We start from the raw sequence: 18950 nt of genomic DNA on the forward strand, positions 1-18950 counted from the left end.
GGCTCCTCTGGGCGCGAATAGAGGCGCCTTGGCTCCAGTCCTGCCGCCCATGCTTGCGTAACCACACCAGCACAGTCGACCGCCCCTGAATCCCGTAGCGCCGTTGAGCCTCTTTATAACTCAACTCGCCTTTTTCGACCTGATCGACGACTGCCAATTTAAAGCCCAGCGTGTAATCTCGCTGGCTGCGCCTTTTCCCCGTATCCATTGGTTCCTCCTGAAGATAAGTCAGAAGGTGTAAACCTTATTCAGGACGAGACACGGCCAACAAAAAAGGCCCGCATGATTAACCATGCGGGCCTTTTGCGTTACTGATTGGAGATCAGTGCTTGCTGTCCTGGTTCGACATCGCCAGCAGCTGTTTTTCCTGATTCCAGTCGAACGGTTCATCGTTCTGTTCGGCTTCGAAGCGACGTTCTTCCAGCGCCTGGTACAGGTCGATTTCATCATCGGGCATGTAGTGCAGGCAGTCACCGGCGAAGTACCACAGCAGATCGCGCGGCACCAGGTGGGCGATTTGTGGGTAGCGGGTGATGATCTGGCACAGGATGTCCTGGCCCAGGTATTGGCTTTCGATCGGGTCGACCGGCAGCAACGCACGCAGTTCGTCGAAGCGCTCCAGGAACAAGGCATGGCTTTCTTCGGGAACCTGTTCGGCCTCACCTACGGCGACCAGGATACTGCGCAGGTGGTCGAGCAAGACGAGATGATCGGCAACGACATTGGACACGAGATAAGTCCTCAAGAGCAAAACGGGCGCAGGAGTATAAAGCTCCCGCGCCCCTTTTTCACAGGGTAAAGCGCCCCATGATGGTAAGGCGACACACGGTCCTCTGGATTAGCGGACCTTGCCCTTGCCCAGCACCAGCACCTCTTTATCGAAATCATCGACGTCGATCACCTTGCGCCGCGCCACCTCCACTTCACGCAAGGTCTCGGCTTCAACCGGTTGCAAGACGCCAGCCTCCAGTGCGGCATCGATGACAGACTCCCCGACAGTGGGTTTGACCTGGCGACTTCTCAGCGCCGTGTTGAGTTTTTTCTGTAGCGGTTTAGCGGCGTTCAGCAAGTCGCAGGCGTGCTGCAAGGCGCCGACCGGATCCTCTGTCGATTGCGGGCGATAGCAGCCCGCCAACAACTCCTCAAGGGTCGGGTCGCCCTTGGCGCGGCCGAGGACTGCGGCGACTTTGGCCGCCAGTCTGTCCGACGGGCCTCTGTGCCGGCGACCGAACGGGAACACCAGTACCCGCAGGAGGCAGCCGAGTACCTTGTTCGGAAAGTTGGTCAGCAGTTCGTCCAGCGCACGTTCGGACTGGCCGAGGCTCTCTTCCATCGCCCAGGCGAACAACGGACGCATATGCTCCGGCGAATCGAGATCGTGATATCGCTTGAGCGCAGCGGAAGCCAGATACAGGTAGCTGAGCACATCGCCCAGACGTGCGGACAAGCGTTCGCGGCGTTTCAGGTCGCCGCCCAGAAGCATCATGCACTGGTCTGCAAGCATGGCAAAAGCCGCGGCCTGACGGTTGAGGGCGCGCACGTAGCGTTGGCTGAGCTTGTCCCCGGGCATGTGTTCGAAATGCCCGAAGCCAAGGTTCAGCACCAGGGTGCTGGCGGCGTTGCTCACGGCAAAACCAATGTGATTGAGCAGCAGGGCGTCGAACTCGATCAATGCCTGTTGTTTGTCTTCGCGGTGGACAAGGGCCATTTCCTTGAGCACGTACGGATGGCAGCGAATAGCGCCCTGGCCGAAGATCATCAGGTTGCGTGTCAGGATGTTCGCACCTTCGACCGTGACGGAAATGGGCGCACCTTGCCAGCTACGCGCGAGATAGTTGTTCGGGCCCATGATGATGGCCTTGCCGCCGTGAACATCCATGGCGTGGCTGATGCACTCGCGACCGCGTTCGGAGAGGTGGTATTTGATGATGGCGGAGGGCACCGACGGCTTTTCGCCGAGGTCGACGGCGTTGGCGGTGAGCATCCGCGCGCTGTCCATCAGCCAGGTACTGCCGCCGATCCGCGCCAGTGCTTCCTGAATCCCTTCGAAGGCTGACAGCGGTGCGTTGAATTGCTCGCGAACCTGCGCATATTGTCCTGTCACCAGGCTGCTGAACTTGCCCGCGGCGGTACCGATGGCAGGCAGCGAAATGGAACGCCCGACCGACAGGCAGTTCATCAGCATCATCCAGCCTTCGCCGAGCATTTCCTGACCGCCGATGATGAACTCCAGCGGTATGAACACATCCTTGCCGGCGTTCGGGCCGTTCATGAAGGCGGCGCCCAGCGGCAAGTGACGGCGACCGATGTCTACACCGGGTGTCTGGGTTGGAATCAATGCGAGACTGATCCCCAGGTCGACTTTGTCACCCAATAGATGGTCCGGGTCATAGGCCTTGAAGGCCAGGCCGATCAAGGTCGCCACCGGACCGAGGGTGATGTAGCGTTTTTCCCAGTTCAGGCGCAAGCCAAGGGTTTCCTGGCCTTCCCATTCACCTTTGCAAATCACCCCGGTGTCGGTCATGCCCCCGACGTTGGAACCGGCCATCGGGCCTGTCAGGGCAAAGCAGGGGATATCGTCGCCGCGGGCCAGCCGTGGCAGGTAATGATTGCGTTGTTCGTCGGTGCCGTAGTGCAGCAGCAGTTCCGCCGGGCCGAGGGAGTTGGGCACCATGACGGTGGAGGCCAGGTCACCGCTGCGGGTCGCCAGTTTCATCGCGATCTGGGAGTGCGCATAAGCCGAGAAGCCTTTGCCGCCGTACTCCTTGGGAATGATCAGGGCAAAAAAGCCATGCTGCTTGATATGATCCCAGGCCTTGGGCGGCAGATCCATCAACTGGCCGATCTGCCAATCGCTGACCATGGCGCAGAGCTCTTCGGTCGGGCCATCGATAAACGCCTGTTCCTCTTCACTCAGTTGCGCTTTTGGATAGGCCAGCAGCTTGTTCCAGTCAGGACGACCGCTGAACAGCTCGCCATCCCACCAGACCGTGCCGGCTTCAATGGCTTCACGCTCGGTTTGCGACATGGGCGGCAGGTTTTTTTGAAACCAGTTGAATATGGGCGCCGTGAACAGTTTTCGGCGCAGGTCCGGCAGCAACAGGGGGGCGGCCACGGCCGCGAGCAACACCCAGAAAATCAGCAGCAGCCAGACGGGGGCATGGCTCGCATGTCTGAAGATGCCCATCGCCAGCAGATAGACAGCGATGATGCCCAAAGCGGGCAGAGGCGCGGTGCGGCGATGTGCCAGCCAGGCAATCCCGACCACCAGAACCAGTATCCACAACAGCAGCATAATTAATTCTCCTGAAGCCAGGGGCAAAACCACTCTCAGAGCTTAGACGGCATCCATAAAAGTGGGTGGTCGGAGCGATCGGGTTGAGCTTGTAGGACGAAACGGCCGGACTTCGTCAGTTATTTCGATGGAGGGCTCGTCAACAGGGCGGGCAAGCGCTGATATTTGGCCGAAACGTCGTTATCTCTGTGCTGAAGGTGTCGCTAGACTCGTGGCTTCCCCCAGGAGATAGCTCCCATGCACGCGTATCTGAGCCCCGGCCGCTTCATCGACAGTGACCATCCCTCGGTGGTGGAGTTCGCCGAAAAACATCGTGGCGCCGGGCGCGATCCGCAGGAGCAGGCGATCAATCTCTATTACGCCGTGCGCGAGGCCGTGCGCTACAACCCCTACACCTTCAGCCGTGATCCGCAGACCTTGCGCGGCAGCTATGCGCTGGCGGCCGGGGAGAGTTATTGCGTGCCCAAAGCCACGCTGCTGGCAGGTTGCGCTCGGCATTGCGGGATCCCGGCGCGTATCGGTCTGGCGGATGTGCGCAATCACCTGTCGACGCCGCGCCTGCTCGAACTGCTCAAGAGCGATGTGTTCGCCATGCACGGCTACACCGAGCTGTATCTGGACGACCATTGGGTCAAAGCCACGCCGGCTTTCAATCAACAACTCTGCGAGTTGTTCAATGTCGCGCCGCTGGAGTTCGACGGGATCAACGACAGTGTGTTCCATCCCTTCAACCGTGACGGCGAGCAGTTGATGGAGTACCTGGTTGATCACGGCCAGTTCACCGATGTGCCTGAAGCGTTCTTTTTCGAGCACCTCGAAAAGTGCTATCCGCATTTGTTCGGCGAGTGGCTGCCGCTGCAACTGGGTGACATGCAGAGCGATTTGAGTCGCGCCTGATCCGGCGTATGCTGCCTGCGCATTCATCCAACAAGGGGCGGTCATGCTGAAAATCTGGGGTCGGAAAAATTCGTCGAATGTCAGAAAACCGTTGTGGGCCGCCGAAGAGCTGGGCCTGGCCTATGAAGCCATCGACGCCGGCGGTGCCTTTGGCGTGGTCGACACGCCTGAGTACCGGGCGATGAATCCCAACGGTCGCGTGCCGGTGATCGAAGACGACGGCTTCGTGCTGTGGGAATCCAACACCATCGTGCGTTACCTGGTGGCTCGCCATGCCAGCGGCACTGCCTGGTATCCGACGGACCTGCAAGCCCGTGCCTCGGCCGAAAAGTGGATGGACTGGACCACCTCAAGTTTTGCCGCGCCGTTTCGCACGGTGTTCTGGGGCGTGTTGCGCACCCCGCAAGAGCAGCAGGACTGGCCGGCCATCAAGGCGGCGATCAAGGAGTGCGACGATCTGCTGTCGATGGCCGATCAAGCGTTGGCGGTTAAGCCATACCTGTCGGGCGATGAGATCGGCATGGGCGACATTCCCTTGGGCAGCTTCATTTATGCCTGGTTCGAGATGCCGATCGAGCGCGCGCCGCTGCCACATCTAGAAGCCTGGTACGCACGGTTGAAACAGCGTCCGGCCTATCGCAAAGCCGTCATGACCGCGTTGACTTAATACTCACTATCAACACGCGTGACTGTACTTGTGTGGCGGCGACAAGCACCATTGCGCTCATGTGCCGCGGTTGCATTGCTCGCCGCCCGCCCTTATTTATTCCTTTCTTCCCTTCCTGGTGCGTAAATCCGATATGAGTTCCGCTCTGTCCATCCGGCAGCTAACCAAAACCTACGGCAACGGTTTCCAGGCCTTGAGTGGTATCGATCTGGACGTCGCCGAAGGTGACTTTTTCGCTTTGCTCGGCCCGAATGGCGCCGGCAAATCCACGACCATCGGCATTATCTCGACCTTGGTGAACAAAACCAGCGGCACGGTGAATGTGTTCGGTCACGACCTGGACAAGGAACCAGCGGCGCTCAAGCGCTGCATTGGTGTGGTGCCCCAGGAGTTCAACTTCAACCAGTTCGAAAAGACCTTCGACATCGTCGTGACCCAGGCCGGTTACTACGGCATCCCGGCGAGAATCGCCAAGGAACGCGCCGAGCAGTACCTGACCCAACTGGGGTTGTGGGACAAGCGCGATGTGCCGTCACGCTCCCTGTCCGGCGGCATGAAGCGCCGACTGATGATCGCCCGGGCGCTGGTTCACGAGCCACGCCTGCTGATCCTCGACGAACCGACGGCGGGGGTGGACATCGAATTGCGTCGCTCGATGTGGACCTTCCTCACTGAACTGAACAAGAAAGGCATCACCATCATCCTCACCACCCACTACCTGGAGGAGGCTGAGCAGTTGTGCCGCAACATCGGCATCATCGACCACGGCACCATTGTCGAGAACACCAGCATGAAGCAGTTGCTCAGCCAACTGCATGTCGAGACGTTCCTGCTGGACCTGAAGAACACCTTGCAAGTGGCGCCGCAGTTGCTTGGTTACCCGGCCAAACTGATCGACAGTCATACCCTGGAAGTCCAGGTCGACAAGGCCATGGGCATTACCGCGCTGTTCACCCAGTTGGCGCAGCAGAACATCGAAGTGTTGAGCCTGCGTAACAAAACCAATCGCCTCGAGGAGTTGTTCGTGTCCCTGGTGGAGAAAAATCTGTCGAAGGTGGCGGTATGAGTTCCGAGCTGCAACCCAACCTCGTTGCCCTCAATACCATCGTTTACCGTGAGGTCAAGCGCTTCACCCGGATCTGGCCGCAGACCTTGCTGCCGCCAGCCATCACCATGGTTCTGTACTTTGTGATCTTCGGCAATCTGATCGGTCGGCAGATCGGCGGCATGGGTGGCTTCACGTACATGGAGTACATCGTGCCGGGGCTGATCATGATGTCGGTGATCACCAACTCCTATGGCAACGTGGTGTCGAGTTTCTTTGGCAGCAAGTTCCAGCGCTCCATCGAAGAACTGATGGTGTCGCCGGTGTCGCCCCATACGATTCTGATCGGCTACACCCTGGGCGGCGTGCTGCGCGGGTTGATGGTCGGGCTCATCGTGACGCTGCTGTCGCTGTTCTTCACCACGCTACAGGTGCATCACCTGGGCGTGACCGTTCTGGTGGTGCTGCTGACGGCGACGATCTTCTCGTTGCTGGGTTTCATCAACGCGGTATTTGCACGCAATTTCGATGACATCTCGATCATCCCGACCTTCGTGCTGACACCGCTGACGTACCTGGGCGGGGTGTTCTACTCGATCAGCTTGTTGCCACCGTTCTGGCAGACCGTGTCGCTGGCCAACCCGGTGCTGCACATGGTCAACGCCTTCCGTTACGGCATTCTTGGCGTGTCGGACATCAAGATCAGCGTGGCGATCGCTTTCATGCTGGTAGCGACTGTTGTGCTGTACATCGGTTGTGCGCGGCTGCTGGTGAGTGGGCGCGGGATGCGTACCTGATCAAGACCGTGTCACGGCCTTCGCGGGCAAACACCGCAAAAAGAAACGGCCTCCCAAGTGGAGGCCGTTTTTCATTCCTGCATCCGGCTGCGCTTACGCCGTGCCCACTGCCGACTCACCCACCAGCGCCAATACATCATCACCAGACAATAAGCCAACGCCCCAAGCACCAGCCCCGTTACCACCGAACCCAGTAAAAACGGTTGCCACAAAGTCGAGAGCTCGCCGCTGATCCATGCCCAGGTCAACTCGTCCGGCAAGCTCCTGGCGGGGACGTCCATCAACCAGGCGCCGGTCTGGTAGGTGCAGAAGAACACCGCCGGCATGGTGATCGGGTTGGTCAGCCAGACCAGGCTGACCGCTATCGGCATGTTGCCGCGCACTACGATGGCGAGGATGGCCGCCAACAGCATTTGCAACGGGATGGGCAGGAACGCCGCGAACAGGCCGACGGCCATGGCCCGCGCGACGGAATGGCGATTGAGGTGCCAGAGGTTCGGGTCATGCAGCAGGGTGCCAAGAAAGCGTAAGGATTTGTGTTCCCTGATGCTGGTCGGGTCTGGCATGTAGCGTTTGAATAAGCGCCGGGGCATAAGGCTTCTCGGTCGGTTAAGGCGGCAAGTATGTCTGGATTCTACGAACCGCCCATTCAGACTTTGTGACAATTGTTAACGACGCCTGTGCGGCGCGACGGCTAAGCCTAGGGAGGGGACTCTCAAGGACGGGCTTATGCGCACAGGGATGATGGCGCTGGCGTTGGGTCTGCTGGCCCTGCGTTTTTTGCCGGCACTGCCGCCGGCAGGGTTGTGGCTGTTGTTGCCGGTAGTGGGTTTGATGTTGCTGCCGTTTCGAACCTTTCCACTGGCATTTTGGTTGTTCGGTTTCAGTTGGGCGTGTGCGAATGCGCAGTGGGCGCTGGATGATCGCCTGGCGCTGAAGCTCGATGGCGAGACTCGCTGGGTCGAAGGCCGGGTTACCGGGTTGCCGCAGCAGGCCGAGGGTGTAGTGCGTTTCGAACTGACAGACAGTCAGTCGCGTCGCACCCAACTGCCCCGGCACCTGCGTCTGGCCTGGTATGGCGGGCCGCCCGTCAACAGTGGCGAGCGGTGGCGGCTGGCAGTCAAATTGAAGCGTCCTGCCGGGCTGCTCAACCCTCATGGTTTTGATTACGACGCCTGGTTGCTGGCCCAACGTATTGGCGCCACTGGGACCGTCAAGGACGGTCAGCGACTGGGGCAAGCGCAGTGGGCCTGGCGCGACGGCATTCGTCAGCGTTTGCAGGCCGTGGATGCGCACGGGCGAACGGGAGCGCTGACGGCGTTGGTGCTGGGGGACGGCGCCGGGCTGAGCCGTGAGGACTGGCAGGTGCTGCAAGACACCGGCACCGTGCATCTGTTGGTGATTTCCGGGCAGCACATTGGTTTGCTGGCGGGGCTGGTGTATATGCTGATCGCCGGGCTGGCGCGCTATGGCTTATGGCCCAGACGCTTGCCGTGGCTGCCATGGGCGTGTGGGCTGGCGTTCGCGGCAGCGCTCGGTTATGGGCTGCTGGCCGGTTTCGAGGTGCCGGTGCGTCGGGCCTGCCTGATGATTGGTCTGCTGTTGTTGTGGCGGCTACGGTTTCGTCACCTCGGCGCCTGGTGGCCGCTGTTGCTGGCGCTTGACGGTGTTTTGCTGCTGGACCCGCTGGCAAGCCTGCAACCGGGTTTCTGGTTGTCCTTTGCGGCAGTAGCGGTGCTGATTTTCACCTTTGGCGGCCGATTGGGCCCGTGGCGTTGGTGGCAAACCTGGACCCGTGCCCAATGGCTGATCGCAATCGGTCTGTGCCCGCTGCTGTTAGTGCTGGGGTTGCCGATCAGTCTCAGCGGGCCGCTGGCCAATCTTCTGGCGGTGCCCTGGATCAGCCTGCTGGTCTTGCCGCCGGCCTTGCTCGGAACGCTGCTGTTGGCCGTTCCCTATGTGGGCGAGGGGTTACTGTGGTTGGCTGGCAGTCTGATCGACCTTTTGTTTAAGGGGCTGGCGTTGGTGGCCGGGCAATTGCCCGCGTGGGTGCCGGTGGCGGTTCCGTTGTGGGTTTGGGCGTTCGGCGCACTGGGCGCATTTCTGCTGTTACTGCCACCGGGCGTGCCGTTGCGCCCGCTGGGCTGGCCGATGTTGCTGTTGCTGGTTTTTGCGCCCCGGCACACGCTGCCTGAAGGCGTCGCCGAAATCTGGCAGCTGGATGTCGGCCAGGGGTTGGCCATTCTGGTGCGCACCCGCCATCACACGCTGTTGTATGACGCCGGGCCACGGTTCGGTGATATCGACCTGGGTGAGCGGGTGGTGTTGCCAACATTGCGCAAACTGGGGGTGAATGGACTTGATCTGATGCTGATCAGCCATGCCGACGCCGATCACGCCGGCGGTGCGCGAGCGATTGCCAGCGGTGTGCCGGTGACTCGGGTACTGAGTGGCGACCCACTGGCCTTGCCGGACGAGCTACATGCCGAGGGCTGCGAGAGCGGTCAACAGTGGACCTGGGACGACGTGCGGTTCCAGCTCTGGCAGTGGTCGTCGGCCAGCGACAGCAATCAGAAATCCTGCGTGCTGCAGATCGAAGCCAACGGCGAGCGGTTGCTGCTGACCGGCGATATCGATACCGCGGCCGAGCGGGTGCTGCTCGACAGTCCACTGGCGGTGCCGACGGACTGGTTGCAGGCCCCGCACCACGGCAGTCGCAGTTCATCTTCGATGGCGTTGCTCAGCGCTCTGCTGCCTAAAGCGGTGCTGATTTCCCGTGGCAACGGTAATTCTTTCGGTCATCCCCATCCCACAGTCGTGGCGCGTTATCAAAAGCGTGGCATGGCGATCTACGACAGCGCCGAGCAGGGTGCCATTCGTCTACAACTGGGGCGCTTCAAACCACCTTGGACGATGCTTCAGGAACGGCGTTTCTGGCGCGATCCGCCAGTATTGCGCCAGTAGCCCGCGTCACTAAAGCCCGACCGGATGCGACATCGCGGTCTTCGGTGCGCCCACCCCCTATGTTAGAGTGGCGCACTTTTTCGAGGGGACTGTCACTGTGTGGGAATTGGTCAAATCCGGCGGCTGGATGATGCTGCCGATCATTCTGAGTTCCATCGCGGCCATGGCGATCGTCGCCGAGCGTCTCTGGACCCTGCGCGCCAGCCGCGTGACCCCGGAGCACTTGCTCGGGCAGGTCTGGGTCTGGATCAAGGACAAGCAACTCAATAAAGAAAAACTCAAGGAGTTGCGCGCCAACTCTCCGCTGGGCGAGATCCTCGCCGCCGGTCTGGCGAACTCCAAGCATGGTCGCGAGATCATGAAAGAGTGCATCGAAGAGGCCGCCGCGCGGGTGATTCATGAGCTCGAACGTTACATCAACGCCCTGGGCACCATCGCCGCCATGGCTCCGTTGTTGGGGCTGCTGGGTACGGTGCTGGGCATGATCGATATTTTCAGTGCGTTCATGGGCACGGGCATGGGCACCAACGCCGCGGTGCTGGCCGGGGGTATTTCCAAGGCACTGATCACCACCGCCGCGGGCCTGATGGTCGGTATCCCGGCCGTGTTCTTCCACCGCTTCCTGCAACGCCGGATCGATGAGCTGGTGGTGGGCATGGAGCAAGAGGCGATCAAACTGGTCGAGGTTATTCAGGGCGATCGCGACGTGGACCTGGCCGAGGGTAAAGCGTGAAGTTCCGTCGTAAACCACGGGAAACGGTAGACATTAACCTCGCGTCGCTGATCGACGTGGTGTTTATCCTGTTGCTGTTTTTCGTCGTGACCACCACCTTCACCCGTGAAACCCAGTTGCGCGTCGACCTGCCGGAAGCGGTCAGCGGCTCCCCGGCCGAAGACCAGCAGCTCAAGCAACTGGACATCGCCATCAGCGCCGACGGGGCGTATTCGGTCAATAACCAGCTGTTGCCGAAGAACGACCTCACCAGCCTGATGGAAGCGCTACAGAAAGAATCCAATGGCGACACCAATCTGCCGTTGTCCATCAGCGCCGATGGCAAAACCCCCCATCAGTCCGTCATCACCGCGATGGACGCTGCCGGCAAGCTCGGTTTCAGCCACTTGCGCATGACCACTGTCGAGGCGGCGCCGGCGTCCTGATGGCCATGTCCGATCGATTGCTCGCTGCGTGGTACGAAGGTCATCCGGCGTTGAAGCTGTTGCAGCCTCTTGAATGGCTGTATCGACGCGTGGTCACTGGCAAGCGCGAGCGCTTTTTAGCGGGCGAGGGCGAGATCTATCAGTCGCCGGTGCCGCTGATCGTGGTCGGCAACATCACGGTGGGCGGCACGGGCAAGACGCCGCTGATTCTGTGGATGATCCAGCACTGCCAGCGCAGCGGTCTGCGGGTCGGTGTGGTCAGCCGTGGTTACGGCGCCAAACCGCCGCAATTGCCGTGGCGGGTCGCGGCGGATCAAGGCGCGGACGTGGCGGGCGATGAGCCGCTGTTGATCGTCCAGCGCACCGGCGTGCCGCTGATGATCGACCCGGACCGCAGCCGTGCGGTCAAAGCCTTGCTGGCGAGTGAGCCGCTGGACCTGATCCTTTCCGACGACGGTATGCAGCATTACCGGCTGGCTCGAAACCTGGAACTGGTGCTGATCGACGCCGCTCGCGGCTTGGGCAACCGCCGTTGTCTGCCCGCCGGACCATTGCGCGAACCGGTCGAGCGCCTGCAAAGTGTCGATGCAGTGCTGTACAACGGCGCTGCCAATGATCGCGAAGACGGTTTTGCCTTTCAGTTGCAACCCACCGAACTGGTCAACCTGCACAGCGGCGAACGGCGGCCTCTGGACCACTTTCCCGCTGGTCAGGCCCTGCACGCCGTGGCCGGGATCGGCAATCCCCGGCGTTTCTTCACGACCCTCGAAACGCTACACTGGCGGCCAGTGCCCCATGCATTTGCCGACCACGCCGAATACAGCGTGCAGGCCTTGAATTTCACACCGTCATTGCCAGTGGTGATGACAGAAAAGGACGCGGTGAAGTGCCGTGCCTTCGCCGCCGCCGATTGGTGGTACCTGGCGGTCGATGCTGCGCCATCGCCGGCCTTCGTGGCCTGGTTCGATACACAGCTGATGCGCCTGTTGCCGGCTCGTCTTTTGCCTTAACTCCGTTTCTATCCAGGGAATGTACATGGACACCAAATTGCTCGACATCCTCGCTTGCCCGGTCTGCAAAGGCCCGCTCAAGCTCAGCGCCGACAAAACCGAGCTGATCAGCAAGGGCGCCGGCCTCGCGTACCCGATTCGCGACGGCATCCCGGTGATGCTCGAAAGCGAAGCGCGCACCCTGACCACCGATGAGCGTCTGGATAAATGACCACAGCCTTTACCGTTGTCATTCCATCGCGTTACGCCTCCACCCGCTTGCCGGGCAAGCCGCTGCTGCTGATCGCCGGCAAGCCGATGATCCAGCACGTCTGGGAACAGGCGAGCAAAAGCAGCGCCCAGCGCGTGGTGGTTGCCACTGACGATGCGCGCATCGTCGAGGCCTGCAAGGGCTTTGGTGCCGAAGTGGTGCTGACTCGCGAAGATCACAACTCCGGCACTGACCGCCTGGCTGAAGTTGCGGCGAAACTGGGCCTGGCCCCGGACGCGATCGTGGTCAATGTTCAGGGCGACGAGCCGTTGATCCCGCCAAGCGTGATCGATCAGGTCGCCGCCAACCTGGCTGCTCACACCGAAGCACGCATGGCCACCCTGGCCGAGCCGATCGAAGACGTCGAAACCCTGTTCAACCCCAATGTGGTCAAAGTGGTCAGCGACCTCAATGGCCTGGCGCTGACCTTCAGTCGTGCCACCTTGCCGTGGGCTCGGGACGCGTTTGCCAAGAGCCGCGAGCAATTGCCGGAAGGCGTGCCATATCGCCGCCACATCGGCATTTATGCTTACCGTGCCGGCTTCCTTCAGGACTTCGTCACCTGGGGCCCGTGCTGGCTGGAAAACACCGAGTCTCTGGAACAGCTGCGTGCCCTGTGGCACGGCGTGCGGATTCACGTCGCCGATGCGCTGATCGCACCGCCCACCGGCGTCGACACCGTTGAAGATCTCGAGCGCGTTCGTCGCCTGCTGGAGGCCTGATGCGGGTTCTGTTCGTCTGCCTGGGCAACATCTGCCGTTCCCCCACGGCTGAGGGCGTATTGCGGCACAAGCTGCGTGAGGCGGGGCTGGCCGATCAAGTCGAAGTGGCTTCTGCCGGCACCGGTGACTGGCACGTCGGCAAGGCCCCGGACAAGCGCAGCCAGGCTGCGGCGAAACTGCGCGGCTACGACCTGTCCGCCCAGCGCGCCCAGCAAGTGACCCGCGCCGATTTCGCCACTTACGACCTGATTCTGGCGATGGACAACAGCAACCTGCGCCACCTCAAGACCATGCAACCGGCCAAGGGCAAGGCCGAGCTGGATTTGTTCCTGCGTCGCTACCAGTCGGAAGTCGATGAAGTGCCGGATCCTTATTACGACGGCGACCAAGGCTTCGAACAGGTACTGGACCTGATCGAGCGCGCCAGCGATCTGCTGGTGATCGAATTGAAGGGACGGCTATGAGTTTGCAGGTTCAACCCCGGGTTTCGCTCAAACCGTACAACAGCTTTGGCGTGGACGTTCAGGCGCGGCTGTTTGCCGAAGCCCATAGCGATGCCGACGTACGCGAAGCCCTGGCCTACGCGGTGGAACACGAAGTGCCGGTGCTGGTGATCGGTGGTGGCAGCAATTTGTTGCTGACCGCCGATGTGCCGGCACTGGTGTTGCGCATGGCCACACGGGGGATTCGCCTGCTGAGCGATGACGGCAACCAGGTGGTGATCGAAGCCGAGGCGGGCGAGCCGTGGCACCCGTTTGTGCAGCACACCCTGGCGCAAGGGTGGTCGGGGCTGGAAAACCTCAGCCTGATCCCCGGCACCGTCGGCGCGGCACCGATGCAGAACATCGGCGCTTACGGTGTCGAGATAAAGGACGTATTCGCCGGCCTGACAGCCCTCGATCGCCAGACCGGCGAGCTGCGGGACTTCACACTGGCCGAGTGCAACTTTGCCTACCGCGACAGCCTGTTCAAACAGGAGCCGGGGCGCTGGTTGATTCTGCGGGTGCGTTTCACCCTCACGCGCACCGCGCACCTGCACCTGGAATACGGCCCGGTGCGTCAGCGCCTGACCGAGCAGGGTATTGATCACCCGACGCCGACCGATGTCAGCCAGGCCATTTGCAGCATCCGCAGCGAAAAACTCCCGGACCCGGCGGTGCTCGGCAATGCCGGCAGCTTCTTCAAGAATCCGTTGGTGCCCGCCGCACTTGTGGCACAACTCAAGGGTGAATACCCGGATCTGGTGGCGTATGCGCAGCCCGATGGGCAAATGAAGCTGGCGGCGGGCTGGCTGATCGAACGCGCCGGCTGGAAAGGCTTTCGCGACGGCGATGCCGGTGTGCATAAATTACAGGCGCTGGTGCTGGTCAACTACGGCAGCGCAACGGGCCTGCAATTGCTGAATCTGGCGCAGCGCATTCAGAACGACATTGCAGAGCGTTTCAAGGTCGACCTGGAAATGGAACCCAACCAGTATTGAGGCTACGCTTCAGGCTGATTAAAAAGCCCTGCACATTTTCAAATGTGCAGGGCTTTTTTGTTAATGCTCAGTTAACTTAGCCAGCTAACGATGCAAGCATTTGCTCCATCAAAGGCCCGGTGCAGACGTCGCGTCTACATATGAGAGCCGATTAGCCTGAGTCGATCTGCGTGTAGTGAACCGCGAACCCCAAGCGGCAGATTGCTCGACCCCATAACCTCTATAACTATGCGGGCGTGCCCATGATTACCCTGAAACTCAATGGTCAAGATCATCAACTCGATGTCACCGAGGACATGCCGCTGCTCTGGGCGATCCGTGACGTGGCTGGCTACAACGGCACCAAATTCGGCTGCGGCATGGGCCTGTGCGGCGCCTGCACCATTCATATCGACGGCGCGCCAGCGCGCAGTTGCATCACACCGATCGGCTCGGTGGTCGGCCAGAACGTCAGCACCATCGACAACCTGCACGCCGACCCGGTGGGCAAAGTCGTCCAGCAAGCCTGGCTCGACAGCGCCGTGGCTCAGTGCGGTTATTGCCAGGGTGGACAGATCATGTCGGCCACCGCGCTGCTGAAAACCAACCCGAACCCCAGCGACGAGCAGATTGAAGAGGCGATGGTCGGTAATATTTGCCGTTGCGGCACCTACAACCGGATCAAGACCGCCATCCGCCAGGCATCCACTCACCTGAAGGAGGCCAAGGCATGAGCCAGCTACCGAATGATTTTGCGCTGAGTAATCTCAGCCGCCGCGGTTTCCTCAAGGGCGTGGGCGCCACCAGTGCGCTGGTGCTGGCCGCCAGTTGGGGCTGGCAGGATGCATTAGCCGCCGAAAAAGAGCAGAAATTCGGTGCCGACGGCATGCCCAACGGCTGGATCGATGATCCGAAGGTTTACATCAGCATCGCCGCCGATGGCAGCGTGACGGTGATTTGCAACCGTTCGGAAATGGGCCAGGGCGTGCGCACCAGTCTGTCCATGGTGGTGGCCGATGAACTGGAAGCCGACTGGGCACAGGTCAAAGTGCAACAGGCGCCGGGCGATGAAGTACGTTTCGGCAATCAGGACACCGACGGCTCGCGCAGCATGCGTCATTGGTACGAGCCGATGCGCCGTTGCGGTGCTGCCGCGCGGACCATGCTTGAGCAAGCTGCTGCCGCGCAATGGAAAGTGCCGGTCAGCGAGTGCCATGCGCAACTGCACAAGGTCATCCATAAATCGACTGGCCGTGAATTGGGCTACGGCGCGTTGGCCGCAGCAGCCAGTGCGCTTACGGTGCCGGCTCGCGACAGCCTGCGGCTCAAGCAGCCGTCGGAGTTTCGCTACATCGGCAAGGAAGGCACCAAGGCCATCGACGGTGTGGACATCGTCAACGGTCGCGCGGTCTACGGCGCCGATGTGCATTTCGACGGCATGCTTTTCGCCACCATCGCCCGTCCGGCGGTCTACGGCGGCAAGGTCAAATCCTTCGATGCCAGCGCTGCGATGAAAGTCCCGGGGGTGATCAAGGTTCTGCAAATCGAAAGCCGTCCATTGCCGTCCGAGTTCCAGCCTCTTGGCGGTGTGGCTGTGGTGGCCAGCAACACCTGGGCGGCGATCAAGGGTCGCGAAGCGCTGAAGATCGAGTGGGATGACGGCCCCAACGCCAGTTACGACTCGATCGCCTACCGCAAGGAACTCGAAGCCGCGTCGCTCAAGCCCGGCAAAGTGGTGCGCAACACCGGCAACATCGACCAGGCCATGAGCGCTGCCGACAGCACTCTCGAAGCTTCCTACTATCTGCCGCACCTGGCGCAATCGCCGATGGAGCCGATGGTCGCCATCGCCCGTTTCAAGGACGGTGTGTGTGAGGCCTGGGCGCCAAGCCAGGCGCCGCAAGTCACCCGCGAGCGGATTGGCGAGCGCCTGGGCATTCCGTTCGATAACGTCACGTTCAACGTCACCTTGCTCGGCGGCGGTTTTGGTCGTAAGTCCAAGCCGGACTTCGTGGTTGAAGCGGCGATCCTGGCCAAGGAATTCCCGGGCAAAGCGGTGCGGGTGCAGTGGACCCGTGAAGACGACATCCATCACTCGTATTTCCACACCGTGTCTGCCGAATACCTCAAGGCCAGTCTGAACAAGGACGGCTTGCCGTCTGGCTGGCTGCACCGCACGGTGGCGCCAAGCATCACCGCGCTGTTCGCGCCGGGGATGAACCATGAAGCGGCTTTCGAGCTGGGCATGGGTTTTACCAACATGGCTTATGCGATCCCCAACGTGCGCCTGGAAAACCCTGAAGCAGCGGTCCACACGCGGGTCGGCTGGTATCGCTCTGTGTCGAACATCCCTCATGGCTTTGCGATTCAGAGCTTTGTCGATGAACTGGCGCATAAGGCCGGCCAGGACCCGCTCAAATACCAGATCAAGCTGCTTGGCCCGGACCGTCAGATCGATCCGCGTACCTTGAGTGAAGAGTGGAACTACGGCGAATCCCCCGAGCGGTATCCGATCGATACCGCGCGGATGCGCACCGTGCTGGAAACCGCCGCTAAAGCCGCCGGATGGGGGCGTAAGCTACCCAAGGGCCGTGGCTTGGGCCTGGCGGTGCATTACAGCTTTGTCACTTATGTGGCAGCCGTGATCGAAGTCGAAGTCAAAGACGATGGCACGCTGATCGTGCACAAAGCCGACATCGCCGTGGATTGCGGCCCGCAGATCAACCCCGAGCGAATTCGCTCGCAGTTCGAAGGCGCCTGCGTCATGGGCCTGGGCAACGCGGTGCTGGGGGAAATCAGCTTCAAGGATGGCAAGGTCCAGCAGGACAACTTCCACATGTACGAAGTGGCGCGCATGTCCCTGGCACCGAAGGAAGTCGCCGTGCACCTGGTCACGCCACCGGGCAATGTACCGTTGGGCGGGGTCGGTGAGCCGGGCGTGCCGCCGATTGCGCCAGCGCTGTGCAACGCGATCTTCGCGGCCACCGGCAAGCGCATCCGTGACTTGCCGGTTCGCTATCAGCTGCAAGGCTGGCAGAAGGCTGACGCCTGATGGATAGCGTCGATCTGAACGTCCTGCGCAGCGTGCTGGAATGGCGCCGCGCCGGTCAGCGGGTGATGTTGTACAGCGTGGTTCAGACCTGGGGTACCGCGCCCCGGGCACCTGGCGCCATGCTCGCCTTGCGTGGCGATGGCGTAGTGATTGGCTCGGTGTCCGGTGGCTGTGTCGAGGATGACCTGATTGCCCGGCTGCACGATGGCCGTATCCCGGCCGATGGGCCTCCGGTGCAGTTGATTACTTATGGCGTCACTCGTGAGGAGGCCGCGCGGTTTGGTTTGCCCTGCGGCGGCACGTTGCGCCTGACCGAGGAGCGCGTCGGCGATCCGGCGTGGGTCGCCCAGGTGCTGGCGCGCTGCGAGGCGCATGAAATCGTTGCGCGCTCGCTGGATATTGCGACCGGTGAAGTGGTTCTGCAGCCGGCGAACAAGCACGATGTGCTGAGTTTTGATGGCAACACACTGCGCGCCATTTACGGCCCGCGTTGGCGATTGTTGTTGATCGGCGCGGGGCAGCTATCGCGGTATGTCGCCGAGATGGCACGGCTGCTGGATTTCGAAGTGCTGATCTGCGATCCGCGCACCGAGTTCGTCTACGGCTGGGAAGAACAACACGGTCGCTTCGTTCCGGGCATGCCCGACGAAGCAGTGCTGACCATCCAGACCGACGAACGCACCGCCATCGTCGCACTCACCCATGATCCGCGCCTGGATGACATGGCGCTGCTCACGGCCCTGGATTCCAGGGCGTTTTATGTCGGTGCGCTGGGTTCGCGAGTCAACAGCCAGAAGCGCCGGGACAACCTGGCTCAGCTAGGCTTGTCCCAACAGGCCATCGAGCGTTTGCACGGCCCGATCGGCTTGCACATCGGCAGCCATACTCCGGCGGAAATCGCCTTGTCGCTGCTGGCCGAGATTGTGGCGATCAAGAACGGCATCGAGCTCAAGCAGAAGAGGCCGTTGCAGGAGGGCGTATGAGTGACTCCATTGGCGTTATCGTTCTAGCCGCCGGGCAGGGCAGCCGGTTTCGACAGGTAGCGGGTGACGATAAGGACAAGTTGCTGGTGGACTGCACCGCCCGTGATGGCATCACCGTGCACTCAATGATCGAGCAGGTGCTGGTGAATCTGCCAGCCACACTCGAGAAGCGTGTGCTGGTCACCACCGCGGACCGCCCGCAAGTGATTCGCATGGCGCAGGCTTATGGTTGCGAGATTGTGCGAATCGAGACGACCGGCCTGGGCGACAGCATTGCGGCGGGTGTGGCGGCCTGTTCGCACCTCGGTGGCTGGCTGATCATGCTGGGGGATATGCCGTTTATCCTGCCGTCGAGCATTGAGCAGGTCGTCGCGGCCATTGCGGATGACACCATCAGCGTGCCGGTGCATGAAGGGCAATATGGGCATCCGGTGGGGTTCGGGCGAAGCTTCGGTCCGGGATTGATGGCGCTGACCGGCGATCAGGGCGCCAAGTCACTGTTTGCGCAGGCGAGGGTGGTCGAGGTGGCGGTGGAGGATCCGGGTGTGTTGTGGGATGTGGACATACCAGAGAGGTTGGTCTTCGCCTGATGCACCGCCATCGCGGTTTTCCTGCGAAGCAACCGACATAAAAAAGCCCCGCATGGGATCA

At 61.2% G+C, this 18950-nt stretch carries 19 protein-coding genes and 1 pseudogene; 16 read left to right on the top strand and 4 right to left on the bottom strand.

The genetic code is table 11. The annotated features are described in order from the left end of the window. The 3 genes and pseudogenes from F475_RS28845 to F475_RS28855 all read right to left on the bottom strand — a co-directional run. Positions 1 to 208: pseudogene (locus tag F475_RS28845) on the bottom strand (IS3 family transposase); the annotation flags it as partial. Positions 209 to 322: 114 nt separating this feature from the next. Further along, positions 323 to 730, bottom strand: a complete 408-nt coding sequence (locus F475_RS28850) for a PA2817 family protein (RefSeq protein ID WP_007938686.1) — start codon at positions 728 to 730, stop codon at positions 323 to 325. A 108-nt stretch (positions 731 to 838) separates the two neighbouring features. Next, positions 839 to 3295: an acyl-CoA dehydrogenase gene (locus F475_RS28855; RefSeq protein ID WP_111455344.1), complete on the bottom strand. Its 2457-nt coding sequence runs from the start codon at positions 3293 to 3295 to the stop codon at positions 839 to 841. Positions 3296 to 3532: 237 nt separating this feature from the next. Between F475_RS28855 and F475_RS28860 the strand changes: the two genes are divergently transcribed. The 4 genes from F475_RS28860 (at position 3533) to F475_RS28875 (ending at position 6701) form a co-directional block, all read left to right on the top strand. Continuing rightward, on the top strand, positions 3533 to 4192 hold the full coding sequence (locus F475_RS28860; RefSeq protein ID WP_111455345.1) for a transglutaminase family protein: 660 nt from the start codon (positions 3533 to 3535) through the stop codon (positions 4190 to 4192). Positions 4193 to 4235: 43 nt separating this feature from the next. Beyond that, entirely contained in the window at positions 4236 to 4859 is a 624-nt protein-coding gene (locus F475_RS28865; RefSeq protein WP_018926240.1) for a glutathione S-transferase family protein, read from the top strand. A gap of 133 nt (positions 4860 to 4992) precedes the next feature. Continuing rightward, entirely contained in the window at positions 4993 to 5925 is a 933-nt protein-coding gene (locus F475_RS28870; RefSeq protein WP_018926239.1) for an ABC transporter ATP-binding protein, read from the top strand. Continuing rightward, complete coding sequence (locus tag F475_RS28875; RefSeq protein WP_018926238.1) at positions 5922 to 6701, top strand: ABC transporter permease; 780 nt, start codon at positions 5922 to 5924, stop codon at positions 6699 to 6701. The genes F475_RS28870 and F475_RS28875 overlap by 4 nt, the downstream gene beginning before the upstream one ends. A 71-nt stretch (positions 6702 to 6772) precedes the next feature. Here F475_RS28875 and F475_RS28880 read toward each other — a convergent pair whose 3' ends face one another. Then, complete coding sequence (locus tag F475_RS28880) at positions 6773 to 7294, bottom strand: DUF2062 domain-containing protein (protein ID WP_018926237.1); 522 nt, start codon at positions 7292 to 7294, stop codon at positions 6773 to 6775. 136 nt (positions 7295 to 7430) lie between these two features. Between F475_RS28880 and F475_RS28885 the strand changes: the two genes are divergently transcribed. The 12 genes from F475_RS28885 to F475_RS28940 all read left to right on the top strand — a co-directional run bounded on the left by F475_RS28885 (position 7431) and on the right by F475_RS28940 (position 18889). Further along, the gene (locus F475_RS28885) at positions 7431 to 9665 is read left to right on the top strand and encodes a DNA internalization-related competence protein ComEC/Rec2 (RefSeq protein WP_111455346.1); all 2235 of its coding nucleotides are present in this window, start codon (positions 7431 to 7433) and stop codon (positions 9663 to 9665) included. A 97-nt stretch (positions 9666 to 9762) separates the two neighbouring features. Then, positions 9763 to 10398 carry a MotA/TolQ/ExbB proton channel family protein gene (locus tag F475_RS28890; RefSeq protein WP_007941964.1) on the top strand — a complete coding sequence of 212 codons (636 nt, stop codon included), beginning with the start codon at positions 9763 to 9765 and terminating at the stop codon, positions 10396 to 10398. After that, positions 10395 to 10823: a biopolymer transporter ExbD gene (locus tag F475_RS28895; RefSeq protein ID WP_018926235.1), complete on the top strand. Its 429-nt coding sequence runs from the start codon at positions 10395 to 10397 to the stop codon at positions 10821 to 10823. The genes F475_RS28890 and F475_RS28895 overlap by 4 nt, the downstream gene beginning before the upstream one ends. Beyond that, positions 10823 to 11833, top strand: a complete 1011-nt coding sequence (gene lpxK, locus F475_RS28900; RefSeq protein WP_018926234.1) for a tetraacyldisaccharide 4'-kinase — start codon at positions 10823 to 10825, stop codon at positions 11831 to 11833. The genes F475_RS28895 and lpxK overlap by 1 nt, the downstream gene beginning before the upstream one ends. A gap of 25 nt (positions 11834 to 11858) precedes the next feature. Next, a complete protein-coding gene (locus tag F475_RS28905; RefSeq protein WP_003179363.1) occupies positions 11859 to 12044 on the top strand; it encodes a Trm112 family protein in 186 nt (61 codons plus the stop codon). Then, positions 12041 to 12805 carry a 3-deoxy-manno-octulosonate cytidylyltransferase gene (kdsB, locus tag F475_RS28910; RefSeq protein ID WP_018926233.1) on the top strand — a complete coding sequence of 255 codons (765 nt, stop codon included), beginning with the start codon at positions 12041 to 12043 and terminating at the stop codon, positions 12803 to 12805. The genes F475_RS28905 and kdsB overlap by 4 nt, the downstream gene beginning before the upstream one ends. After that, the gene (locus F475_RS28915) at positions 12805 to 13269 is read left to right on the top strand and encodes a low molecular weight protein-tyrosine-phosphatase (protein ID WP_018926232.1); all 465 of its coding nucleotides are present in this window, start codon (positions 12805 to 12807) and stop codon (positions 13267 to 13269) included. Before kdsB ends, F475_RS28915 begins: the two co-directional genes overlap by 1 nt. Further along, positions 13266 to 14285 carry a UDP-N-acetylmuramate dehydrogenase gene (gene murB / locus F475_RS28920; protein WP_018926231.1) on the top strand — a complete coding sequence of 340 codons (1020 nt, stop codon included), beginning with the start codon at positions 13266 to 13268 and terminating at the stop codon, positions 14283 to 14285. Before F475_RS28915 ends, murB begins: the two co-directional genes overlap by 4 nt. A gap of 242 nt (positions 14286 to 14527) precedes the next feature. After that, positions 14528 to 14998: a (2Fe-2S)-binding protein gene (locus F475_RS28925; protein ID WP_007941956.1), complete on the top strand. Its 471-nt coding sequence runs from the start codon at positions 14528 to 14530 to the stop codon at positions 14996 to 14998. Beyond that, positions 14995 to 17316, top strand: a complete 2322-nt coding sequence (locus F475_RS28930) for a xanthine dehydrogenase family protein molybdopterin-binding subunit (protein WP_111455347.1) — start codon at positions 14995 to 14997, stop codon at positions 17314 to 17316. The genes F475_RS28925 and F475_RS28930 overlap by 4 nt, the downstream gene beginning before the upstream one ends. Beyond that, positions 17316 to 18299 (top strand): XdhC family protein, encoded by a 984-nt coding sequence (locus F475_RS28935; protein WP_111455348.1) that lies wholly within the window; start codon positions 17316 to 17318, stop codon positions 18297 to 18299. The genes F475_RS28930 and F475_RS28935 overlap by 1 nt, the downstream gene beginning before the upstream one ends. Further along, positions 18296 to 18889 (top strand): NTP transferase domain-containing protein, encoded by a 594-nt coding sequence (locus F475_RS28940; protein WP_018926227.1) that lies wholly within the window; start codon positions 18296 to 18298, stop codon positions 18887 to 18889. Before F475_RS28935 ends, F475_RS28940 begins: the two co-directional genes overlap by 4 nt. The last annotated feature ends 61 nt before the right edge of the window (positions 18890 to 18950 follow it).

The organism is Pseudomonas sp. URMO17WK12:I6 (assembly GCF_003253625.1).
Classification (GTDB): domain Bacteria; phylum Pseudomonadota; class Gammaproteobacteria; order Pseudomonadales; family Pseudomonadaceae; genus Aquipseudomonas.